The organism is Oxobacter pfennigii, from assembly GCF_001317355.1.
GTDB classification, from domain to species: Bacteria; Bacillota; Clostridia; order Clostridiales; family Oxobacteraceae; genus Oxobacter; species Oxobacter pfennigii.
Map to the genome: position 1 here is coordinate 13,513 of NZ_LKET01000029.1, position 19,144 is coordinate 32,656.

A 19,144-nucleotide genomic window follows, 5' to 3' on the forward strand; every position below is an offset into this window, starting at 1 on the left:
CATAGCCGGATTATACAATATTATTGGAGTAGGAGGACAAAATAAAAATGGCAAAATTTGAGAAGTTTGCTTATAAATCATTGGAAGATTTGGAGTCAAAGATAAAAGAACTTGGTGTTAATCTCAAGTTAAACAAAGATCTCTCGCCTCTGTCACGGGGGGTGAAGATAGGGAATACAAAAACCCCTAACGCCATAGCTATCCTTCCCATGGAAGGCTGCGACAGCAATAGCGACGGCAGTCCTTCAGACCTTGTATTCAGAAGATATAAACGTTTTGCTTCAGGGGGAGCAGGCCTTTTATGGTTTGAGGCCTGTGCCGTTGTGCCTGAAGGTAAAGCAAATCCCCTGCAGCTTTCTATAAATCAGGAAAACATAAAATCATTTAAAGAATTGGTGGATATGTCTAACAGCGAGGCAAAGAAAGCTTGCGGCGAAAATCACGTACCGGTAAAAATCCTTCAGCTGACACATTCAGGACGCTACTCAAAGCCAAATGGGAAAGCCGAACCTATCATAGCACAGCATGATCCGCTACTTGATCCGCCTGTGGGAGCGGCAGGGGACTATCCCGTTGCAACAGATGAATATTTGGACTCACTTCCCGAGAAATATGCGAAAGCCGCAGCTTTGGCAAGGGAAGCAGGCTTTGACGGCGTTGATATAAAATCATGTCATAGATATCTTTTCTCTGAAGTTTTAAGTGCATTTACCAGAGAAGGGAAATACGGCGGCAGCTTTGAAAACAGGACCCGCCTTATGCTATCAACAATTGAAGCCGTTAAAAAGACAGTAGGCAATGATTTTATAATTGCAAGCCGTTTTAATGTTTTCGATTCTCACCCATATCCTTATGGTTTTGGTGTAGATAAGGATGACTGCTGGAAATCCGATCTCACAGAACCGTTAAAATTTGTTGAACTGCTTAAAAAGGCGGGGGTGAATTTACTGAGCAATTCTGCCGGAAATCCATACTTCCGTTTCCCGCAGGTTACAAGGCCTTTTGATACTCCTACACTAAACGGTGAAATACCGGATGAACATCCTATTGAAAGCGTGGCAAGGCTTTTTGAATTCACCCGCAGAATTCAGCACACAGTTCCTGATATTCCCGTAATAGGAAACGGATACAGCTGGCTCAGGCAATTTATTGGTTATGCCGGTGCAGCTAACATTGCTGATGGTTCCGTTACAATGATGGGGATAGGCAGAGAAGCATTTGCATATCCTGATGCGCCTAAGGACCTTTTGGAAAAAGGGCAAATGGATCCTAAGAAAGTATGCATAGCTTGCAGCAAGTGCACTCAGATAATGAGAGACGGCGGAAGGACCGGATGTGTTATAAGAGATACAGAAGTATATGTACCTTTATATAATGAGGCCAGAGAAAAGGCAACAGCAGCCGGCAAGTAATTATAGAAGAAGTTATAAATAAAGGAGTGCTTGAGTTAAAGCAGTGATTATCGCTAATGGAGGTTAAATATGAATAAGACAGCTATAGTAACCGGCGGAGGCAGAGGAATCGGTCTTGCAATAGTAAAGCAATTGGCAGCTGACGGAATGAACGTTTCGGTAATGGGTTCCAGCCCTGAGGATACTTACAGGGAAGCTTTTGATGAAATAAGAAAAACAGGAGCAGATGTTTTATATATCCAGGGGAGCATTGATAATGCTGATGACAGACAGCGTTGTGTCAATGAAACGGTAAAAAAATTCGGTTCAATAGATGTACTTGTAAATAATGCAGGTGTTGCCCCAAAGGTTCGAGCAGATTTATTGGAGATGACAGAAGAGAGCTTTGACCATGTTATAGGCATAAATCTTAAAGGTACCATGTTTTTCACCCAGCTTGTAGCTAAACAAATGATAGGCCAGGAGAAAAGTACATTTAAGAGAGGAACAATAGTGAACGTATCGTCAATTTCGGCAACAGTATCTTCTGTAAACAGAGGTGAATACTGCATTTCAAAGGCTGGTATATCCATGCTTACCACTCTTTATGCCGATAGATTAGCCGATGAAGGCATATTCGTTTATGAGGTAAGGCCGGGAGTGATTGCGACGGATATGACTTCAAAGGTTAAAGAAAAATATGATGAGCTTATTAAACAGGGCATGTTCCCCATAAAACGCTGGGGATATCCAGAGGATATAGCAAATGCAGTATCCCTTTTATGCTCGGATAAGATGACATATTCAACCGGCGACCACCTTAATTTGGACGGCGGATTCCATATCAGGAGGCTGTAGGCCATGAAACATGATACAGTGAATATATCAGGCCTGGAACTGGATGTATACTCACTAAATACTGTCGTAGTAGGAAGCGGTGCAGCGGGCTTTAATGCCGCATCAAGGCTTCATTCTCTCAATCAGACAGATATAGCGATAGTTACAGAACATATAAATGCCGGCACATCAAGAAACACAGGGTCTGACAAGCAGACTTATTACAAGCTTACATTATCCGGCGCAGAACCGGACTCGGTGGGAGAACTGGCACAGACTTTGTTTGCCGGCGGCTGTGTTGACGGTGATGTTGCTTTAGCAGAAGCGGCATTATCCGCCCGCTGCTTTTTAAGGCTGTGTGATTTAGGTGTGCCCTTTCCCGTAAACCGCTATGGGGAGTATATAGGCTATAAGACCGACCATGACCCGAGGCGCCGCGCTACATCAGTCGGCCCTCTTACTTCAAAGCACATGACAGAAGCATTGGAGCGTGACGTGATATCAAAAAACATAAAAATATTTGACAGCTGTCAGGTAGTTAAAGTGCTTACGGAAAATGATACTTTTTTAGGGCTTTTATGCCTTAACTTAATTGACGGAAAAGACAAACCTAAATTTACCCTCTTTAACTGCAAAAGTGTAATATTTGCAACGGGAGGGCCTGCCGGCATGTATGCGGATTCAGTATATCCCTTCGGCCATTATGGTTCCTCGGGTATAGCATTTGAAGCAGGCGTCATGGGAAGAAACCTGACAGAATGGCAATATGGGCTTGCTTCTGTAAAACCAAGATGGAATGTATCGGGAACATATATGCAGGTATTGCCTAAATTCATTTCCACCGGTAAGGACGAAAATGATGAGCGGGAGTTTTTAACCGATTTCTTTAAGGATTACGGCGAAATGCTGTCCAGAGTTTTCATGAAAGGATATCAGTGGCCTTTTGATGTAAGAAAAATAATAGGGGGCTCCTCCATTGTTGATATACTTGTATATATAGAAACCTGTATAAAGGGACGCAGAGTATTTTTGGATTTTAGAAACAACCCTGGAGATTGTGATATTGATTTTAAAAAGCTTGATAATGAAAGCTATGAATACTTGGATAAGGCAGGAGCTCTTTTCGGAACTCCAATTGAAAGGCTTCTTCATATGAATACCCCGGCTTATGAATTTTACTTGAGCCGCGGTGTGGATTTAAAAAAACAACCCCTCGAAATTGCTCTTTGCGCCCAGCATAACAACGGCGGAATAGCAATTGATAAATGGTGGCAAAGCAATATCGAAGGCTTTTTTGCGGCAGGTGAAGCTGCAGGAAGCCACGGTATATACCGCCCCGGCGGCAGCGCATTGAACGCAGGGCAGGTAGGCTCTACAAGGGCTGCCCAGTTTGTTGCCTCCAACCGCAAGGGGGAAGCTCTTTCAGTAAATGAATTTATTGAAAAGGCTTCAGAGAAAATTGAGAAAGTATTGGACTTATCGAAAAATTTATTATCCCATGAATCAAATATTGACGCCTTGTGGGAAAATGCCCAAAAAAGGATGAGCCGTGCAGGTGCTGCCATAAGAGACAGCGCTGAAATTGAAAGGGCCCTTAATGAGGTCAAAAATGAAATTGAAAGCTTTGATATACTTGTCAAAGCAGATGAAACAGAAAAGCTTTCGCTTGTATACAGGCTTTATGATATGCTTTTAAGCCAGTATGTTTATTTATCTTCCATGGCAGATTACGTAAAAATGGGTGGAAAGAGCAGGGGCTCTTCCTTCTACAGCGATAAATCAGGCCGAAAGGTGGATGAAACCCTTCCGGATGTATTCAGTTTTAATTTAGATGACGGCAGCAAGAACGATCTTATTCAGGAAGTCGTCTTTAAGGATGGAAAGTGCTTATTTAGCTGGAGACCTGTCAGGGATATTCCAAAAGATGATGACTTCTTTGAAAACGTCTGGAGAAGCTTTAGAGAAAACGGAAATGTTTATTAATTTTTATATAAAGGGGTGTCGTAAATGAATGAGGTGTTAAAAAAAATAAGCGGCATAGGCATTGTACCTGTTATTAAGATTGAAGACATTGAAAATGCAGTTCCTCTTGCCAAGGCTTTAATCGACGGAGGGCTGCCCATCGCTGAAATCACCTTTCGTGCAGCAGGTGCCGATAAGGCAATAAAGGCAATAAAGGAAGCATTCCCTCAAATGGTTGTGGGAGCAGGAACGGTATTGACAATTGACCAGGTTAAGGCTGCAAAGGATGCCGGAGCGGAATTCATCGTAAGCCCGGGCTTTAACCCAAAGACTGTTGCATACTGCAATGAAATAGGAATGCCTATAACTCCCGGCTGCACTACAGCTTCTGAAATAGAGCTGGCAATCGAGATGGGACTTGAAGTTGTAAAATTCTTCCCGGCAGAGCAAAGCGGCGGTTTGGATAAGATAAAATCCTTAGCCGGTCCCTTTGCCAATATGAAATTCATACCCACCGGCGGAATTGATTTGAAAAATTTAAGCACTTATCTTTCCTTTGATAAAATAATCGCCTGCGGCGGGAGCTTCATGGTAAAAGAGGAATTCATAAAGAACAAGGAATGGGATAAAATAACTGCATTATCAAGGCAGGCTGTTGATATTATGCTGGGCTTTGAAATAGCACATGTGGGCATAAATGCGGCAAATGAAGAAGAAGCTTTATCTGTTGCAAATATGTTCGGCATGCTCTTTAATATGCTTGTTAAAAACGGCAACAGCTCCATATTTGCAGGAACTGCAGTAGAAGTTATGAAAGCTCCTTTCTTAGGAAAGAACGGGCATATCGGAATTAAAACCTACTCTATTCCAAGGGCAAAGGCTCATTTGGAAAGCAGGGGAATCAAATTTAATGAAAATAGTGTAAAATTGGATGCCAAGGGCAAAATAGCTGCTATTTATTTAGAACAGGAGATAGCAGGCTTTGCAGTGCACCTTGCACAGAAATAGGAGGAAATTTAAATGGCAAAGATAATCACATTCGGTGAGATAATGTTAAGACTGGCACCCCAGGGGTATTTAAGGTTTTTTCAGAATGATGTATTGGAGGCAACCTTTGGAGGCGGGGAGGCAAATGTAGCTGTTTCTCTTGCAAACTTTGGTCTGGACGTAGCATTTGTAACAAAGCTTCCTAAAAACGATATCGGCCAGGCTGCTGTAAATCAGTTAAGGTATTTTGGAGTGGATACAGCTAAAATAACAAGAGGCGGAGAAAGAGTAGGCATTTACTATCTTGAAAAGGGTGCATCTCAAAGAGCTTCAAAGGTAATCTATGACAGGGCATATTCGGCAATTTCTATGGCAAAGAGCGAGGATTTCAACTGGGATGAAATATTCAGCGGTGTGGAATGGTTCCACTTCACAGGAATTACACCGGCACTGGGTCAAAATGTTGCTGACATATGCCTCGAGGCCTGCAAAAAAGCCAAGGAAAAAGGAATAACTATAAGCTGCGATTTGAATTTCAGGAAAAACTTATGGTCCAGCGAGCAGGCCGGAAAGACAATGGGTACTTTAATGCCTTATGTGGATGTATGCATAGCAAACGAAGAGGATGCAGAAAAGGTATTTGGAATAAAGGCTTCCGATACTGACATATCCGGAGGCAAATTAAGCCACGAAGGATATAAAACAGTTGCTAAAGAGCTTAAAGATAGATTTGGCTTTAAATACGTGGCAATTACCCTTAGGGGTTCAATATCTGCCAGTGACAATAACTGGGCAGCAATGCTGTATGACGGAAGTGAATATCATTTCTCCAAAAACTATGCCGTTCATATTGTTGACCGCGTAGGCGGAGGAGACAGCTTCGGTGCAGGTTTGATTTACGGACTTGTAAGTAATATGGGTGCTTGTGATACTTTGGAATTTGCAGTTGCTGCAAGCTGCTTGAAGCACTCCATTGAAGGAGATTTCAACAGGGTGTCCGTTTCAGAAGTAAAGAGCTTAATGGACGGAGACGGTTCAGGAAGGGTACAAAGATAATTTGTGTTGGGACGGTTCACAACTACAATTCGGGGCTGTCGCACTTGAAACACTGCATTTGCTGTGCTCGAGTTCTGCAAGTTCTAAGGTTCCCTGCCTTGAAAATACAAGAATTTTTAAACTTCCTTCGTTCAAACAATCTAAAATTCTAAGTAATATCTTTGGCAAAGTCACCAAGAACTTTAGAGAGAACTCATGCAAATGCTCATTTTCGTTGTTTCAAGTGCGACAGCCCAGGTTGAGAACCGTCCCTTGAATTTTATTCCTTTGTTATTTTCATTTCTACATCCCGGGGAAGGGCTAAGCCGCAGGCTGCTTCAATAGCTTTTAAAATACCGGAAGGTACGGGACATGATGCATGCTTGCAGTGCTTTGCCGCCAGCTCGTACACAGTGGAATCTCCGTATTTTGCAAAGATCTCTTTGTAGCCATCAACTGATTTTAATTCTTCACCAATCTTTTTGATAAAAGGGCATGCAGTTTCAATGGTAACATCGGAGTTTTGATGGTCTTTTGAATCAGCTTTTATTTCTGTAGTCAGCCCGCAAACGCCAGGATTAACGATTACCTTAATCATAATAAACACCTCTTTATTTTATTTCTGATTGCCATAAGGCTGCTGTACCTTATTGACAAAGAACAGCTACTATAATTATATATCTTTGTGGATACAGTGTCATGTGCATGCATAATTGTACTATGGTGAATAATTTAAAATGCATATAATTTTAATATAAATCATTGCCGGTTATAATAAAAAATATTTATATTTACTAAAAAAAGTAAAGCAATTATAATAATTATCAACTAGGAATAAATTGCAATTATAGGAGAATGCTTAATATGCACAAAATAATCAAGGTTTCCCACAGAGAAGACATATTAAAAAAATATAGTAATACGCCAATTGAAAAGCTTTTACTCAGCCATAATATCGGATTAATGGATGAGAACTTCACATCAGCAGAGCTGCTTATCGGTATGTGTATGGATAACCGAAACCAGCTGCGTATTCCCAACAATTTTGCATATATTATTCGTTCAGGCGGAGGGAATCTTCGCTATAGCGAGTTTAAAGTATCATATGCCATTGCTGTCGGCGGAGTTAAAGCTATCGCACTTATAGGCCATAATAATTGTGGAATGGTGAACTTGATGTCTCAAAAAGATAAATTTGTCAACGGGTTGGTGGAAAATGCCGGTTGGGATATTAAAAGAGCAGAAGAACATTTTATGAATTTTGCTCCTATGTTTGAGATTGATGATGAAATTGGATTCTTATGCAGCGAAGCCGCAAGGTTAAGAGTTAAATATCCTAAGATTCTAATAGCGCCATTGATATATAATGTAGATGATAATCTTATTTATATTGTTGAAGAAGAGTAGGTATTTATAACATTGTGACGAATTTTTGAAACTTAATGTGAATTATGAGCCATATTTGTATTATAATATATACAGATATCTATATTATATAAAAAACAAAAAATGGCTAAGGCTCTTAATAAAATAGAAAATTATTGTTTTAAAACCGAAAAATATATATTATAATATAATGATAGTGTTATTTTGATTAATTTTATAAATTTACGTTATTTCATGACTAATACGGTATATTTTTGCCTTTAGTATATTATGTAGGGAAAGAGTTTTGAGGATTCTATGATGCTTGGAGGAATGATAGAGTATGATTACACTGGATGAAAAGAGCATAAGGGAACATCTTATAATGTATAACAAAGTATCAGGAATATCCTGTTTTTCAATAGATGAAACGGGAAAGACTCTGCACCATGAAGGTATTACATGCCAGTATTGCGAGAAGTTCAGAGAGCTTTCAGGAGATAAGTGTTCTTGTGATGCGGCACATCTTTATGCTGCTAAGCAGGCTGAAAAATTAGGAGAACCTTATGTGTATTTTTGCCCTGCAGGGTTGGTACACTGGACTGCGCCTATAGTCATTAAAGGGATGTTTCGCGGGGCGCTTCTTGCCGGGCCGGTACAAATGAACCTTCCCGATGACTATATGATTGACAATATAATTGAAGCTAATCAATTCAATATATCAAACCGCGGTATATTGCTTGCTTATGTTAGATTAGTGCCTATAGTTGAACCTGAGAGGGTAAGATATTTAGCTGAAATGCTCTACGTCGTTGCCAAGGACATAATGGAAGATGAGAGCAGGGTTTTGACTGAGAGAAAGAAATTTTATTTAGAGCAGGCAGCAATAAATGAAGGAATTCAGGATGCAAAGGCAAGACAGGAGCATATTTCCGAATACTATCCTGCAGAAATGGAGACTGAGCTGGTTGCAAAGGTTAAACGGGGTGACAAAATTGGCGCTAAGACTATATTGAATGAACTTATGGGCCACGTTTTGTTCAACAACGGAAACAATCTTGAAGTTACAAAGGCCAGGGTATTGGAGCTTATGATAGTGTTATCCAGAGCGGCTGTTGAAGGCGGCGGGAATATGGAGATGATATTCGGCCTTAAGCTTAAATATTTAAATGAAATATATGAATTGGGCACTGTCGAAGGCCTATGTGAGTGGATGATAAAGATTTTAGAGCGTTTCACCGACAGCGTATATACCGTTGAAAATGAGAATAATTCCTACATCGTTCAAAAAGCTATAAGCTATATAAATGAAAATTATATGAATGATATTTCTCTGGAAAGCGTTTCGGAATTTGTATATTTAAGCACTTCATACTTCAGCAGATTGTTTAAGAAGGAAACAGGGGTTAATTTTACCGACTACCTCAATAAGGTAAGAGTGGAGGAAAGCAAGAAGTATCTTGCGGACCTTAAGATACCATTAAGCGAGATTGCAAATATGGTGGGCTTTACAGACCAGAGTTATTTTACCAAGGTGTTTAAAAAGATAGAAGGAGTATCACCCGGACAATTCAGGAAAATGGGATGATAACTTTATAAAAGCTACTGCTATATTCATAGGAGACATAAATGTGAGGCGATCCGGGGGGTCGCCTTTCTTAAAGCTGTGAGATTGAGGAGGGAAAGGATTGTCAGTACTTGTTACGGGCGGTGCAGGATACATAGGAAGTCATGCGGTGCTGGAGCTTTTAAAAAAAGGTGAAGATGTAATAATAGTTGATAACTTGAGTAAAGGGCATAAGGATGCAGTCTTAGGGGGAAAATTTTATAAAGGGGATTTACGGGATAGCGAGTTTCTAAACAAGGTTTTTAGTGAAAATGATATTGAGGCAGTAATACATTTTGCAGCTTATTCTCTCGTAGGTGAAAGCGTATCCATGCCCCTTGAGTATTACGAAAACAATTTCATATGTGCTCTCAACCTGCTTAAAGTCATGAACAGCCATAATGTAAATAAGATAATATTCTCTTCAACTGCAGCCACATACGGAGAACCGGAAAACATACCTATACTTGAAACGGATAAGACCGAGCCGACTAACCCTTACGGAGAAACTAAACTTTCCGTTGAAAAAATGCTCAAATGGTCGGATACTGCTTATGGAATAAAATATGCATCTCTTCGTTACTTTAATGCCTGCGGTGCTGATGAAAGCGGAAATATAGGCGAGGATCATGATCCCGAGAGCCATCTTATCCCTATAGTCTTAAAGACAGCCTTAGGTCAAAGAGAAAGTATAACAGTTTTTGGCGAGGATTATGATACAAAAGACGGAACCTGCATAAGAGATTACATACATGTGACAGATCTTGCAGATGCTCATATTTTAGCTCTTTATAGCCTGAGAGAAGATGAAAAGAGTGCAATTTACAATTTAGGCAGCGGAAAAGGTTTTTCAGTAAAAGAAATAATAGATAAAGCAAGAGAGGTTACAGGCAAAAAAATACCTGCTATAATAGGGGATAGAAGACCGGGTGACCCGGCGGCCCTCGTGGCGTCATCCCGTCGGATAAAAGAAAAATTAAACTGGAATCCGAAATTTGATGATATCGGGAAAATAATAGAGTCAGCCTGGAAATGGCATAGCTCTCATCCCCATGGTTATAATAAATAAGGTAAAAAATACAATGTAAGTGGTCAATTTATTATATATTGGCTCCTTTATAAACTGTATACTAAAAATTAGTAGTTTGTTTGGAGGCGAGTAAAGTGGAAATACTAAAGGCGATATCCGAAAATCTGCAATCAGGTTCAGCTCCGAAGGTAAGGGAACTGACCATGGAAGCTCTGAATTTAGGAATTGACGCAAGAGATGTGCTAAGTGCTCTTATGGAGGGCATGGGTGTTATTGGTGTCAAATTCAAAAACAACGAAGTGTATGTACCGGAAGTACTTCTAGTAGCAAGGGCAATGCATGCCGGGCTTGACATATTAAAACCTGTTCTTTCTGAAACAGGAGCTAAACCAATAGGAAAAGCACTGATTGGAACAGTAGCAGGTGATTTGCATGATATAGGAAAGAATATGGTTAAGTACATGATGGTAGGCACAGGAATAGATGTCATAGATATAGGAATAGATGTTCCGCCGGAAGAGTTTGTCAATGCAGTAAAGGAACATAAGCCGGATATTGTGTGTATGTCTGCACTCTTAACTACTACTCTACCGGCTGTAAGAAAGTCAATAGAAGCATTGGAAAAAGCAGGCTTAAGATCGGAGATAATCATTATGATTGGCGGCGCTCCGGTAACAGCAGCTTTTGCCAAGGAAGTAGGGGCAGATATGTATGCTCCGGATTCTGCTTCAGCTGCTGAAAAAGCAAGGGAAGCCATTTTAAACAAAAAGTAGTGTAATGTATAATAATTTGCTTTTTATGGGATAAATAATTATATAGAAATCATGGGAATCACGTTTTAAACGTGGTTCTTTTAATGAGAGTTCTATATTTAAATTTTCCATAAGTAGGTGAGTTTCGTGAAAACAAAAGTTGATCCAGAAACCTGTATTGGCTGTGGACTATGTCCATCAATAGCACCGGATATATACGAAATGGGCGATGACGGCAAAGCATTTGCCAAAGAACCTGAGGTATCTCCCAGTCAGGAAGATGCTGCCCAGGAAGCTGCTGACGGATGTCCGGTAGACGCAATCGAAATCGAATAATAAGAACCCCACCCGCCATAAAAAATCTATGATTGCCGGCGGGTCCCGGGAACCTTGTTGCTTTATAACCTTAAAACCCGTGTATGCGGGTTTTTAATTTTGAAAAGAAATGTAAAATTTAATTGCAGCATGGAGGATATCAGGCGTTTTTATAGAATAGATATGCATGTATTTTTCGGAGGAAAGTTTATGGAGAGCCTAATATCTGTATGTGTGCTGGTTTTTAAAAATGAGGACATACTTTTTGTCAGGTCAAATAGCCAAAGAGGCAAATTAAAGCTTGTCCTTCCGGGCGGAAATTTAATGGATAACCAAACCATTGAGGATTGCGCTATAAAGGAAGTAAAAGATAGTACCGGATTGGATATAAAGCTGGAAAGCAAGCTAAACGGTGTGATAATGAGAAGAAACAAAAAAGGTAATAGCCTCATTACCTTTGTACTCCTGGCAGAAGCCCTATCCCCTATAAAATCAAATAATGCGGTATTCATTTCCCACAAGGTGGTAAGTCATTACAGGGAAATTTCGGATTTTTCCAAACTTGTAGTTGAGAAAGTAAAAGCTTCAAATCTTTCTTCGCTGGACAAACATGAGTTTGAAGACTCAGATAATAAGAAATATTTACTGTATTTTTAGTGGAAGAACTTATCGCAATTGAAAGTATCTTCATTTGTATGGCTCCTTACTATCTGATATAATAACTCTTATTGAGGAAATTTATCAGACACGTTAGTAGGTGCATAATATGAAAGTCCAGGTAGTAAACAATCTTTCGGAGTTTTATTCTGCTGTCATTGACGTAAGGATGCTTAATTATGACTATATTTTCGGACACTTAGAGAACAGCAGTATTGCAGTCAAGGTTGCTTTTGAAGACGTTGACTTCATATACGAGAATGAATTTGAAGAGAAGATAGTAAAATACAGGGATTTACTGAAGATTTCTCTTCCCGGTACCGTGACCATAAGATTTTACGGTGCCTTTTGCAGCGTTCTGGAAGAGTATTTTAATGAAGAGATAAAGTCCATAACTATTTTAAAGGATGACGATGAAAAAGCCAGAAAAGGCTATTGGTATAAAAGGGTGGAATTGATTATAAATGAAATCCGCCCTGCATGTATAACCGCCTCGGGAAGGAATTATGCCGATAAATATAATGTAAATATGGAAGATATAGATATTCTTCAATTCATATACAACTGTAAGAAGGGCATATATGAGATTAAAACGGAGATAGGCAAAAACCTGGAGAGATTAAGGATTTATGAAAAGGCGCTAAGAAGCCTTAATGATCCAAATGACGATCCCAAGAAAAAAGCCTTAGAGGGTATGTAATGCCCTCAAGGCTTTTTTGATTATTAGGTGCTACCGGCCTATGAACATTTGAGTGTAAACCTTGTTATTCCCTTCATCTGTGATAACGCCGATGCCTACTTCGGTAAACTGATTGCTTAAAATATTTTTTCTGTGGCCTTCAGAATTCATCAGAGCCTGATGTGCTGCCTGTACTGTGGAATTTTTGGCAAGGTTCTCACCTGCATACAAATATGCAACCCCGTATTTTTGCATCATTTCAAAAGGAGTTCCATAAGTGGGAGAAGTATGACTGAAGTAATTCTTATCGGCTATATCCTTTGACTTAAGCCTTGCTAATTTTGTCAATTCCGTATTTGAGGCTAGCGGTTTTAAACCTGCTTTGGAGCGTTCCGAATTAACCAAGTTCAACATGGATGATTCTTCAGATGAGTTTGCATTTCCGGCAGAGCTCTGATTTGTCTGTGGTATGCCGGGTGCACTTGCTGATTCCGGAGTCTGGGGAACTGCTGAAATCTGGGGAGAAGCTGTTGACTGAGGAACATCCGGGATTTTTTGTGTGACAGCGGCTGTTGCCGGTTTTGTGCTGGATACGGGTATCATACCTACACGGTTATTGGGCAGATAAGCTACATAGTTTCCGTCATATTTGGCTAATACCCTTATTTTGGTACCGGATTTTAGGTTGTATATCACAGGTGAATTAGCGGATACGCCGTTTTTAACAGAAACGTTTTGGGTAGTGATTACATATTCCACATCAGCCTTTTCATAGGTGGCGGATATCATGGGGCCATTATTGTCCATGCCCTGGCTTCCCGGTACTTGTGGAGCTGTCCGTCTGTCATATCCCATGCATCCTGCCAATGCTAATATTAGGCTTAAGGATAATACTGCAAAACTAAACTTTCTATTCAAGCTATCACCTCTTTTTTATTGTGTTATAATAAAGAAACCTATTACTATTTTGCTACTTAAACTGATAATTATTACAAGTACATCACATGGCAAATCAAGGCTTTAATACCTTCATTTTCAAAATATGATAGAAGCTTAAAAAATAAATTTTATCATTATAATACATTTTATATAATATAATTTGCATAGCAAATTATATTTCATAAATGAATTCCGGAGGAATTCATTATATAATAATATTGGGTATATACTTTGTTTAGGTCATTAAACTATTACGGGGAGAATCATATGGAAATACAAAAACTCCAGTCCCTTCTTAATAAACAGGAAGGTCCAAAGCTTGATTTTAAACAGAAATTGAATACAAATACCTATGGCAGCAAAAAAGAGCTTTCTAAGGATGTGTGTGCAATAGCCAATTCCCGGGGAGGAAGAGGGTATATTATATTTGGTATTGAAGATAAAACTAAAAATATAATAGGTATAAATCCTTCGGATTTTAATGAGGAAAAAATACAGCAAATAATAAGCACCAGATGTGAGCCGCCTATCCCCATATCTGTTGAGGTAGTTGAATACAAGGAGAAAAGTCTTGCAGTAATAACCATTTATTCGGGAGATCAAAAGCCATATCAGATAAGAGATGTGGGCACCTTTTATATAAGAAGGGGCTCTACCACGGATATAATGAGAAAAGAAGAGCTTGCCGGAATGCTTCAGGAATACGGCCTTTTAAATTATGAGCTCACCCAGGTGTATAAGGCGGGTATTGAGAGCCTTGATATGGCAAAAGTCAAGGATTACGCATCAAGAATAGGCGTGGTATTTGACGGCAGGGATTTAAGCATATTAGAAAGCCTGGGGATCGTAGCCTGGGATAAGGAAGATAATAAATACAATCCCACCAGCGGAGGGCTGCTGCTCTTTGGCTTTAATCCTCAGCTTTTTATTCCTAATAGCGGTATAAAGATTATAAATAAGATTAATCCCCAATTTGACGAAGTGAATAATTTCGGAGGCGATATACTTGAAATGTTAGACTGTGCAGAGGAATTTTTAAAAAAGGTAGTAGATGTTGAAAATTACCCTTTGCATGCTGTAAACGAAGCTTTGGTAAATGCGGCTGCCTACAGAAATTATTTTGATATATACAATGAGACACTTGTATTACTCCTTAAAGATTCGATACAGATTATAAGTCCCGGAAGTTTAATAAATGACGGGAGAAACAAAGTGTTTGAAGAGTTCATACCTGCAAGAAGAAATATGTGGCTTTACCAGAGGCTTATTACCTTAGACGCTAAAAATAGATTTACTCAAACGGGAAACGGTTTTAAAAGGATGCAGCAGGCTTTTTCAGGCTATGGCAAAGTGAAAATATTGAGCATAGACAACAAGGATGTGTTTAAAGTAGTTTTTCCCGGAATTAATAAATTTTTATAAAACGGTTTTTATGATTTTAATGTATTGAAGTATATTTATCTGAATAAAACAAGTTATCCATATGACTGCTGTTTTGAATTTGCGGCTTTTTGAAAACCTTCTTTATATCCACCCGCCAATCATAAGGCCCCTTTTCGATATATGACCATTCAAACATACCCGGCATTATTTGGGATAATTGCTCTTTCATTGCATAGGGGTCATGGTCATGGATTATTTCCACCACATCTCCTTCGTTTAAAGAATCCAGAGTATCAAGTATCTTCGCATATCTCTCTCGGTGGGGGATATTTTTATATCCAGAATAACTTTTTCGCTCATTTTGCTGCCTCCCTTTGCTGATATTAGGATGTCAAATCAGAAAAATTATATTCTTAAATTATAATTTTTCAATTACATCTTCCATTCCAAGCTCTTTTAATTTATCAACTGTTGGGATGGTATTTTCTTTATTATAACCAGAGGAATCATAATATGCATACAATACGGAATCTACATCTATGATATTTCCTTTATAAAGTAACGAGGGGCTCTTTAAAAATTTTATGGGAAGATAATCATCCTTTGTTTTGAATCCTCTTTTGAAATTTATTATGTGCTCAATTGCCAGTGTCCGTTCAGCTTTTTTAAAAAGCTCGTTATTTTCCATAGGCATGCCGGTAACTGCTGAATATAATCCCGTGAGGATATCAGGTGATATTTCTGCGTTTATTATATCAAGGCTGTACAATCCCAAGAGAGAGGCAGATACCATCGTTAAGGCTAAAGCTGTACTCTCATGAGTATATATAGGCAGGAGAGCCGTATTTTTTTCAGGAGTATAATCCATTGCGTTTCCATCTAGTTTCAAAGCTGCATAATAAGCACCGTCGGCAAATATTTCTCCGAAGGCCTCCCTTTGGCCTATCTTTTTTACCAGTTCAATCATAGCTTGCCCGTTGCCGAATTTAAGATCTAGACCATCGGTATCTGGTGCCTTTAAAATACCTTTCTCAAACCATTCCATGGCACAAGACACTGCAGCGCCGGTATACTGGGGATCCAGGCCGTAAATAACAGTATAATAATAAGCTGTTAAAACATCATTCAAGGATAAAACACCGCACTTTAAGCCTAATGAAGTAATTGCTTCAAACTCAGGTTCACCCATAAGCTCAGGATTATTTTCATTTAAACTATTAAAGGGCAATAAATCCCGGGAAGAAATTTTTTCGAGAATTGCGGAGTAATTTATACCTGAAAATAATTTTGAAACTTTTTTACTGTAAGATAAAAATTTCCTTTTATCAGCGATTAGAAAACACCCGCTCCCTCTTACTGCAATAGCCTTAACCTTTTTATAGCCCATGACGGCACCAATTCCGCCCCGGCTTATAAAAAGATCGTCACAGTATATGGATGCAATCCTTGATAATTTCTCTCCTGCCGGTCCGATGCACATTATCTTAAATTCTTTACCAAGGCTTTCTTTTAAATAAGAAATTGTTTCTTTGGTATCAAGCCCCCAGATATCAGCTGCATCCCTTATTTCAACATAATCGTCATTAATATAAATATATATAGGTTTTACAGATGCACCATCAAGTATAAGAGAATCATATCCGGCAAACTTAATTTCTGCCCCAATATGACTCTTTAAATTGCATATTCCCAAGGCATTGGTAAGCGGGGATATAAAAGCTGCCGAAAGATTTGACGCTGAAGGCAATATTGAGCCCGTTAAGGGACCGGTATTGAAGCTCAATTGATTTCCGGGGCTGAAAGCATGAGTGCTATATGAGGCTTCATCTAAAAGCAAGGCGGCACCATAACCTTCTCCCCCTAAGTATTTATCTATATAGTTTTTATTTAGCTTTTTTTTGTATATGGATTTGGCAGTCAGATTAATTTTTAAAATATTATCCTTATATCCTTCCAAAATACCGCCTCCTAAAAATCCAGCGCTGTTATAATAATTTATTAGGTTTATCAAGGGATTATTACACATAGAGCTTTATAATATGATAAAAAATATATGATAAAATTTGAATTTTTTCAAAAATATAGAAAAATAAACAAAAGAGTGCCGAAACGGACAGCATTAAATAGATAAAGGGATATAATCAATTATAGAGACAAAATATTGAACTTTTAAAATGGGTATTTTTGCTTAAAGTGCGGTATAATTGACCTTATAGCAGTCTATATAATGCGAAGGAGATATCCTTGACATTACCGATGGGGGAGTTAATATGGACTTATTAAAGCTGCAGAATGCGCTGGCTGAAACCTTTGGAGACAACAATGTTAAGCCCTATAAAAAAGGTTTCAGGGTAATCGTAGATTATAATAATATGCCTTATTGTATAGTCTTGCGAGTGGAAAATGAAAGATTTGTGATGGACAGAGATGCTGTTGACAGCGATCAGGCGGACTATGAAGATGCATATAAGAAAGCTTATAAGATGTTTATCGTAAATAAGGATAAATTTAACGAGTACATAGATTTGTAATACATTAATATACATAGTTATTTGTGTATATAAATGTCTCTAATTAACAGTTGAATATAGGGCTTTGTTCATTAATTAAAAGAGCTTCTTTTTGAGGCTTTTTTTGCTTTAAACAACATTTGAGAAAATTTTTCATAATATATGGAATTATATACAAATTAGTCATATTATGATGTATAATATATATGTAATTATCAATCTATTAATCATATATACAAGCATTAATATAAATAAAAGCTTATATTGATGCTTTATTTATTATAAATTGTCATATTGAATTTTTATTATTTAGCTGTATGAGTATCTAAATTTTTATATTTTATACATATTATGATAATATTGAAATAATTTGCAAAATCTGATAATATTTTTATAACTGGATATTATTACTTTGGAGGAAAACTATGAAATTTATCTGGTACACTGTCCTTATTCGTGCGCTACCCGAAGCAATTGGAATGAACCTCCTTATATTAGCCTTTGTAAAAGAGAAAACCAATATGAAAAATCTGATGCTTTCAAGTTCTATATGTGGGCTAGTGGCCTTTATTTTGAGGATGCTTCCGTTGAGATTTGGCATTCATTCGTTACTGGTACTAATAATACAAGCTTTCGTTATGAATATAGTTTATAAAATAAAAATGCAAAAATTGTTTAAGGGTACAATTGTGTGTTTGGTAGCTTTAGCTGGATTTGAAATGATTACTTTATTAGCTATGGAATATATTTTTAAAATTGACCCTCAAGCTGTATACTCAAATGGACTAAGCACAATTATTTCAGGCATACCGTCAATATTAATGTTGTATGCCCTGGCGTATATCATATGGAAAATAAACTCTGCAAAAGAGAGCAGGAGATTGAATAAAGATGTCGGTGCATAGAATATCTAAATTTATATCATCAAAAATATCTAGGGAACTATCATTACCTTCGGACAAGCAGGAAATTATTGAATATGGTACCATTGGGCTTATTTCAGAGCTTTTGTCAATGTTTTCTATTTTGGTCACAGCTTTAATATTCAATATGGTATTTGAAGCGGCTATAATTACATTTTGCAGTGCATTTTTAAGAAAATATTCCGGCGGCGCCCACTGCAGCTCGCCCTTAAGGTGTGCATTGCTGGGGGCTGTTGTGGTACCAGTTTTAGTGCTGCTGGGAAGGCTTGTTGGAACACTTGACTTTGTTACCTTAATTGCCATTATTGTATTTATAAACTTGATATGTATAACTATTTTTTCTATATACTCTCCTGTTGACTCACCCTCTAAACCAATAAAGAATATTCATAAAAGAAAAATATTAAGATTAAAAGCTGTCACCCTTTCGGTGGTTTTGTTCTTAACTTCGGCTCTTTTATTATATTTAAATTTTGGACAAGTATCTGCACTTATTACAATGGGGATGAGTAATCAAGCACTAACTCTAACCAAGCCGGGGCATGTCGGTATTAAATTTTTCGATAAATTATTGAGCATAGTGAACATTTGAAAGGAGGGATACAAATGAAGAAAATTACAAGGACAATATTTACTCTTGCAGCAGCAATACTAACTTTCGCAGCTATGACCAGCGTGGCTAATGCTTGTGCTATGATATTCTACCAGCCACAGGTACCGGCAGCTTTAAGAGAAGAATAGAATTCTCGCTATAAAAGGGGGTGGATTTTTCC

Annotated in this window: 21 protein-coding genes; 17 read left to right on the forward strand and 4 right to left on the reverse strand. The window is 38.3% G+C overall.

What is annotated here, in order from left to right:
- Positions 1–47: 47 nt before the first annotated feature.
- The 5 genes from OXPF_RS07935 to OXPF_RS07955 all read left to right on the forward strand — a co-directional run bounded on the left by OXPF_RS07935 (position 48) and on the right by OXPF_RS07955 (position 6,233).
- Positions 48–1,412 carry an oxidoreductase gene (locus OXPF_RS07935; protein WP_054874673.1) on the forward strand — a complete coding sequence of 455 codons (1,365 nt, stop codon included), beginning with the start codon at positions 48–50 and terminating at the stop codon, positions 1,410–1,412.
- Between the two features lie 69 nt (positions 1,413–1,481).
- Positions 1,482–2,249, forward strand: coding sequence for a 3-ketoacyl-ACP reductase (locus tag OXPF_RS07940; protein ID WP_054874674.1), 768 nt, complete (start codon positions 1,482–1,484; stop codon positions 2,247–2,249).
- 3 nt (positions 2,250–2,252) lie between these two features.
- The gene (locus OXPF_RS07945; RefSeq protein ID WP_054874675.1) at positions 2,253–4,211 is read left to right on the forward strand and encodes an FAD-binding protein; all 1,959 of its coding nucleotides are present in this window, start codon (positions 2,253–2,255) and stop codon (positions 4,209–4,211) included.
- Positions 4,212–4,235: 24 nt separating this feature from the next.
- Positions 4,236–5,198, forward strand: a complete 963-nt coding sequence (locus tag OXPF_RS07950) for a bifunctional 4-hydroxy-2-oxoglutarate aldolase/2-dehydro-3-deoxy-phosphogluconate aldolase (RefSeq protein ID WP_054874676.1) — start codon at positions 4,236–4,238, stop codon at positions 5,196–5,198.
- A 12-nt stretch (positions 5,199–5,210) separates the two neighbouring features.
- The gene (locus OXPF_RS07955) at positions 5,211–6,233 is read left to right on the forward strand and encodes a sugar kinase (protein ID WP_054874677.1); all 1,023 of its coding nucleotides are present in this window, start codon (positions 5,211–5,213) and stop codon (positions 6,231–6,233) included.
- Between the two features lie 259 nt (positions 6,234–6,492).
- On the opposite strand, the gene OXPF_RS07960 is transcribed toward OXPF_RS07955, so the two are convergent.
- Entirely contained in the window at positions 6,493–6,810 is a 318-nt protein-coding gene (locus OXPF_RS07960; protein WP_054874678.1) for a DUF6951 family protein, read from the reverse strand.
- Positions 6,811–7,076: 266 nt separating this feature from the next.
- Here OXPF_RS07960 and OXPF_RS07965 point away from each other — a divergent pair, with 266 nt between their 5' ends.
- From OXPF_RS07965 to OXPF_RS07995, 7 genes are all read left to right on the forward strand, one after another.
- On the forward strand, positions 7,077–7,619 hold the full coding sequence (locus tag OXPF_RS07965; protein ID WP_054874679.1) for a carbonic anhydrase: 543 nt from the start codon (positions 7,077–7,079) through the stop codon (positions 7,617–7,619).
- Positions 7,620–7,920: 301 nt separating this feature from the next.
- A complete protein-coding gene (locus OXPF_RS07970) occupies positions 7,921–9,165 on the forward strand; it encodes a PocR ligand-binding domain-containing protein (protein WP_054874680.1) in 1,245 nt (414 codons plus the stop codon).
- Between the two features lie 100 nt (positions 9,166–9,265).
- Positions 9,266–10,252, forward strand: a complete 987-nt coding sequence (gene galE, locus OXPF_RS07975) for a UDP-glucose 4-epimerase GalE (protein ID WP_054874681.1) — start codon at positions 9,266–9,268, stop codon at positions 10,250–10,252.
- Between the two features lie 95 nt (positions 10,253–10,347).
- Entirely contained in the window at positions 10,348–10,986 is a 639-nt protein-coding gene (locus OXPF_RS07980; protein ID WP_054874682.1) for a cobalamin B12-binding domain-containing protein, read from the forward strand.
- 126 nt (positions 10,987–11,112) lie between these two features.
- Positions 11,113–11,301: a ferredoxin gene (locus tag OXPF_RS07985; protein ID WP_054874683.1), complete on the forward strand. Its 189-nt coding sequence runs from the start codon at positions 11,113–11,115 to the stop codon at positions 11,299–11,301.
- A 189-nt stretch (positions 11,302–11,490) separates the two neighbouring features.
- Complete coding sequence (locus OXPF_RS07990) at positions 11,491–11,937, forward strand: NUDIX domain-containing protein (protein WP_160317178.1); 447 nt, start codon at positions 11,491–11,493, stop codon at positions 11,935–11,937.
- 109 nt (positions 11,938–12,046) lie between these two features.
- A complete protein-coding gene (locus tag OXPF_RS07995) occupies positions 12,047–12,637 on the forward strand; it encodes a hypothetical protein (protein WP_054874685.1) in 591 nt (196 codons plus the stop codon).
- 30 nt (positions 12,638–12,667) lie between these two features.
- Here the strand turns inward: OXPF_RS07995 and OXPF_RS08000 are convergent, their stop codons facing one another.
- Positions 12,668–13,534, reverse strand: a complete 867-nt coding sequence (locus tag OXPF_RS08000) for a CAP domain-containing protein (protein WP_054874686.1) — start codon at positions 13,532–13,534, stop codon at positions 12,668–12,670.
- A 288-nt stretch (positions 13,535–13,822) separates the two neighbouring features.
- Between OXPF_RS08000 and OXPF_RS08005 the strand changes: the two genes are divergently transcribed.
- The gene (locus tag OXPF_RS08005; RefSeq protein ID WP_054874687.1) at positions 13,823–14,977 is read left to right on the forward strand and encodes an AlbA family DNA-binding domain-containing protein; all 1,155 of its coding nucleotides are present in this window, start codon (positions 13,823–13,825) and stop codon (positions 14,975–14,977) included.
- Positions 14,978–14,993: 16 nt separating this feature from the next.
- Here the strand turns inward: OXPF_RS08005 and OXPF_RS21710 are convergent, their stop codons facing one another.
- A complete protein-coding gene (locus tag OXPF_RS21710; protein WP_083479767.1) occupies positions 14,994–15,320 on the reverse strand; it encodes a DUF2249 domain-containing protein in 327 nt (108 codons plus the stop codon).
- 36 nt (positions 15,321–15,356) lie between these two features.
- On the reverse strand, positions 15,357–16,895 hold the full coding sequence (locus OXPF_RS08015) for an aldehyde ferredoxin oxidoreductase N-terminal domain-containing protein (protein WP_054874689.1): 1,539 nt from the start codon (positions 16,893–16,895) through the stop codon (positions 15,357–15,359).
- Positions 16,896–17,208: 313 nt separating this feature from the next.
- Between OXPF_RS08015 and OXPF_RS08020 the strand changes: the two genes are divergently transcribed.
- From OXPF_RS08020 to OXPF_RS21715, 4 genes are all read left to right on the forward strand, one after another.
- On the forward strand, positions 17,209–17,469 hold the full coding sequence (locus tag OXPF_RS08020) for a hypothetical protein (protein ID WP_054874690.1): 261 nt from the start codon (positions 17,209–17,211) through the stop codon (positions 17,467–17,469).
- Positions 17,470–17,873: 404 nt separating this feature from the next.
- Entirely contained in the window at positions 17,874–18,353 is a 480-nt protein-coding gene (locus tag OXPF_RS08025; protein ID WP_054874691.1) for a hypothetical protein, read from the forward strand.
- Positions 18,340–18,963: an accessory gene regulator ArgB-like protein gene (locus tag OXPF_RS08030; RefSeq protein ID WP_054874692.1), complete on the forward strand. Its 624-nt coding sequence runs from the start codon at positions 18,340–18,342 to the stop codon at positions 18,961–18,963. Before OXPF_RS08025 ends, OXPF_RS08030 begins: the two co-directional genes overlap by 14 nt.
- Before the next feature lie 14 nt (positions 18,964–18,977).
- Complete coding sequence (locus OXPF_RS21715; protein WP_083479771.1) at positions 18,978–19,112, forward strand: cyclic lactone autoinducer peptide; 135 nt, start codon at positions 18,978–18,980, stop codon at positions 19,110–19,112.
- Positions 19,113–19,144: the final 32 nt, after the last annotated feature.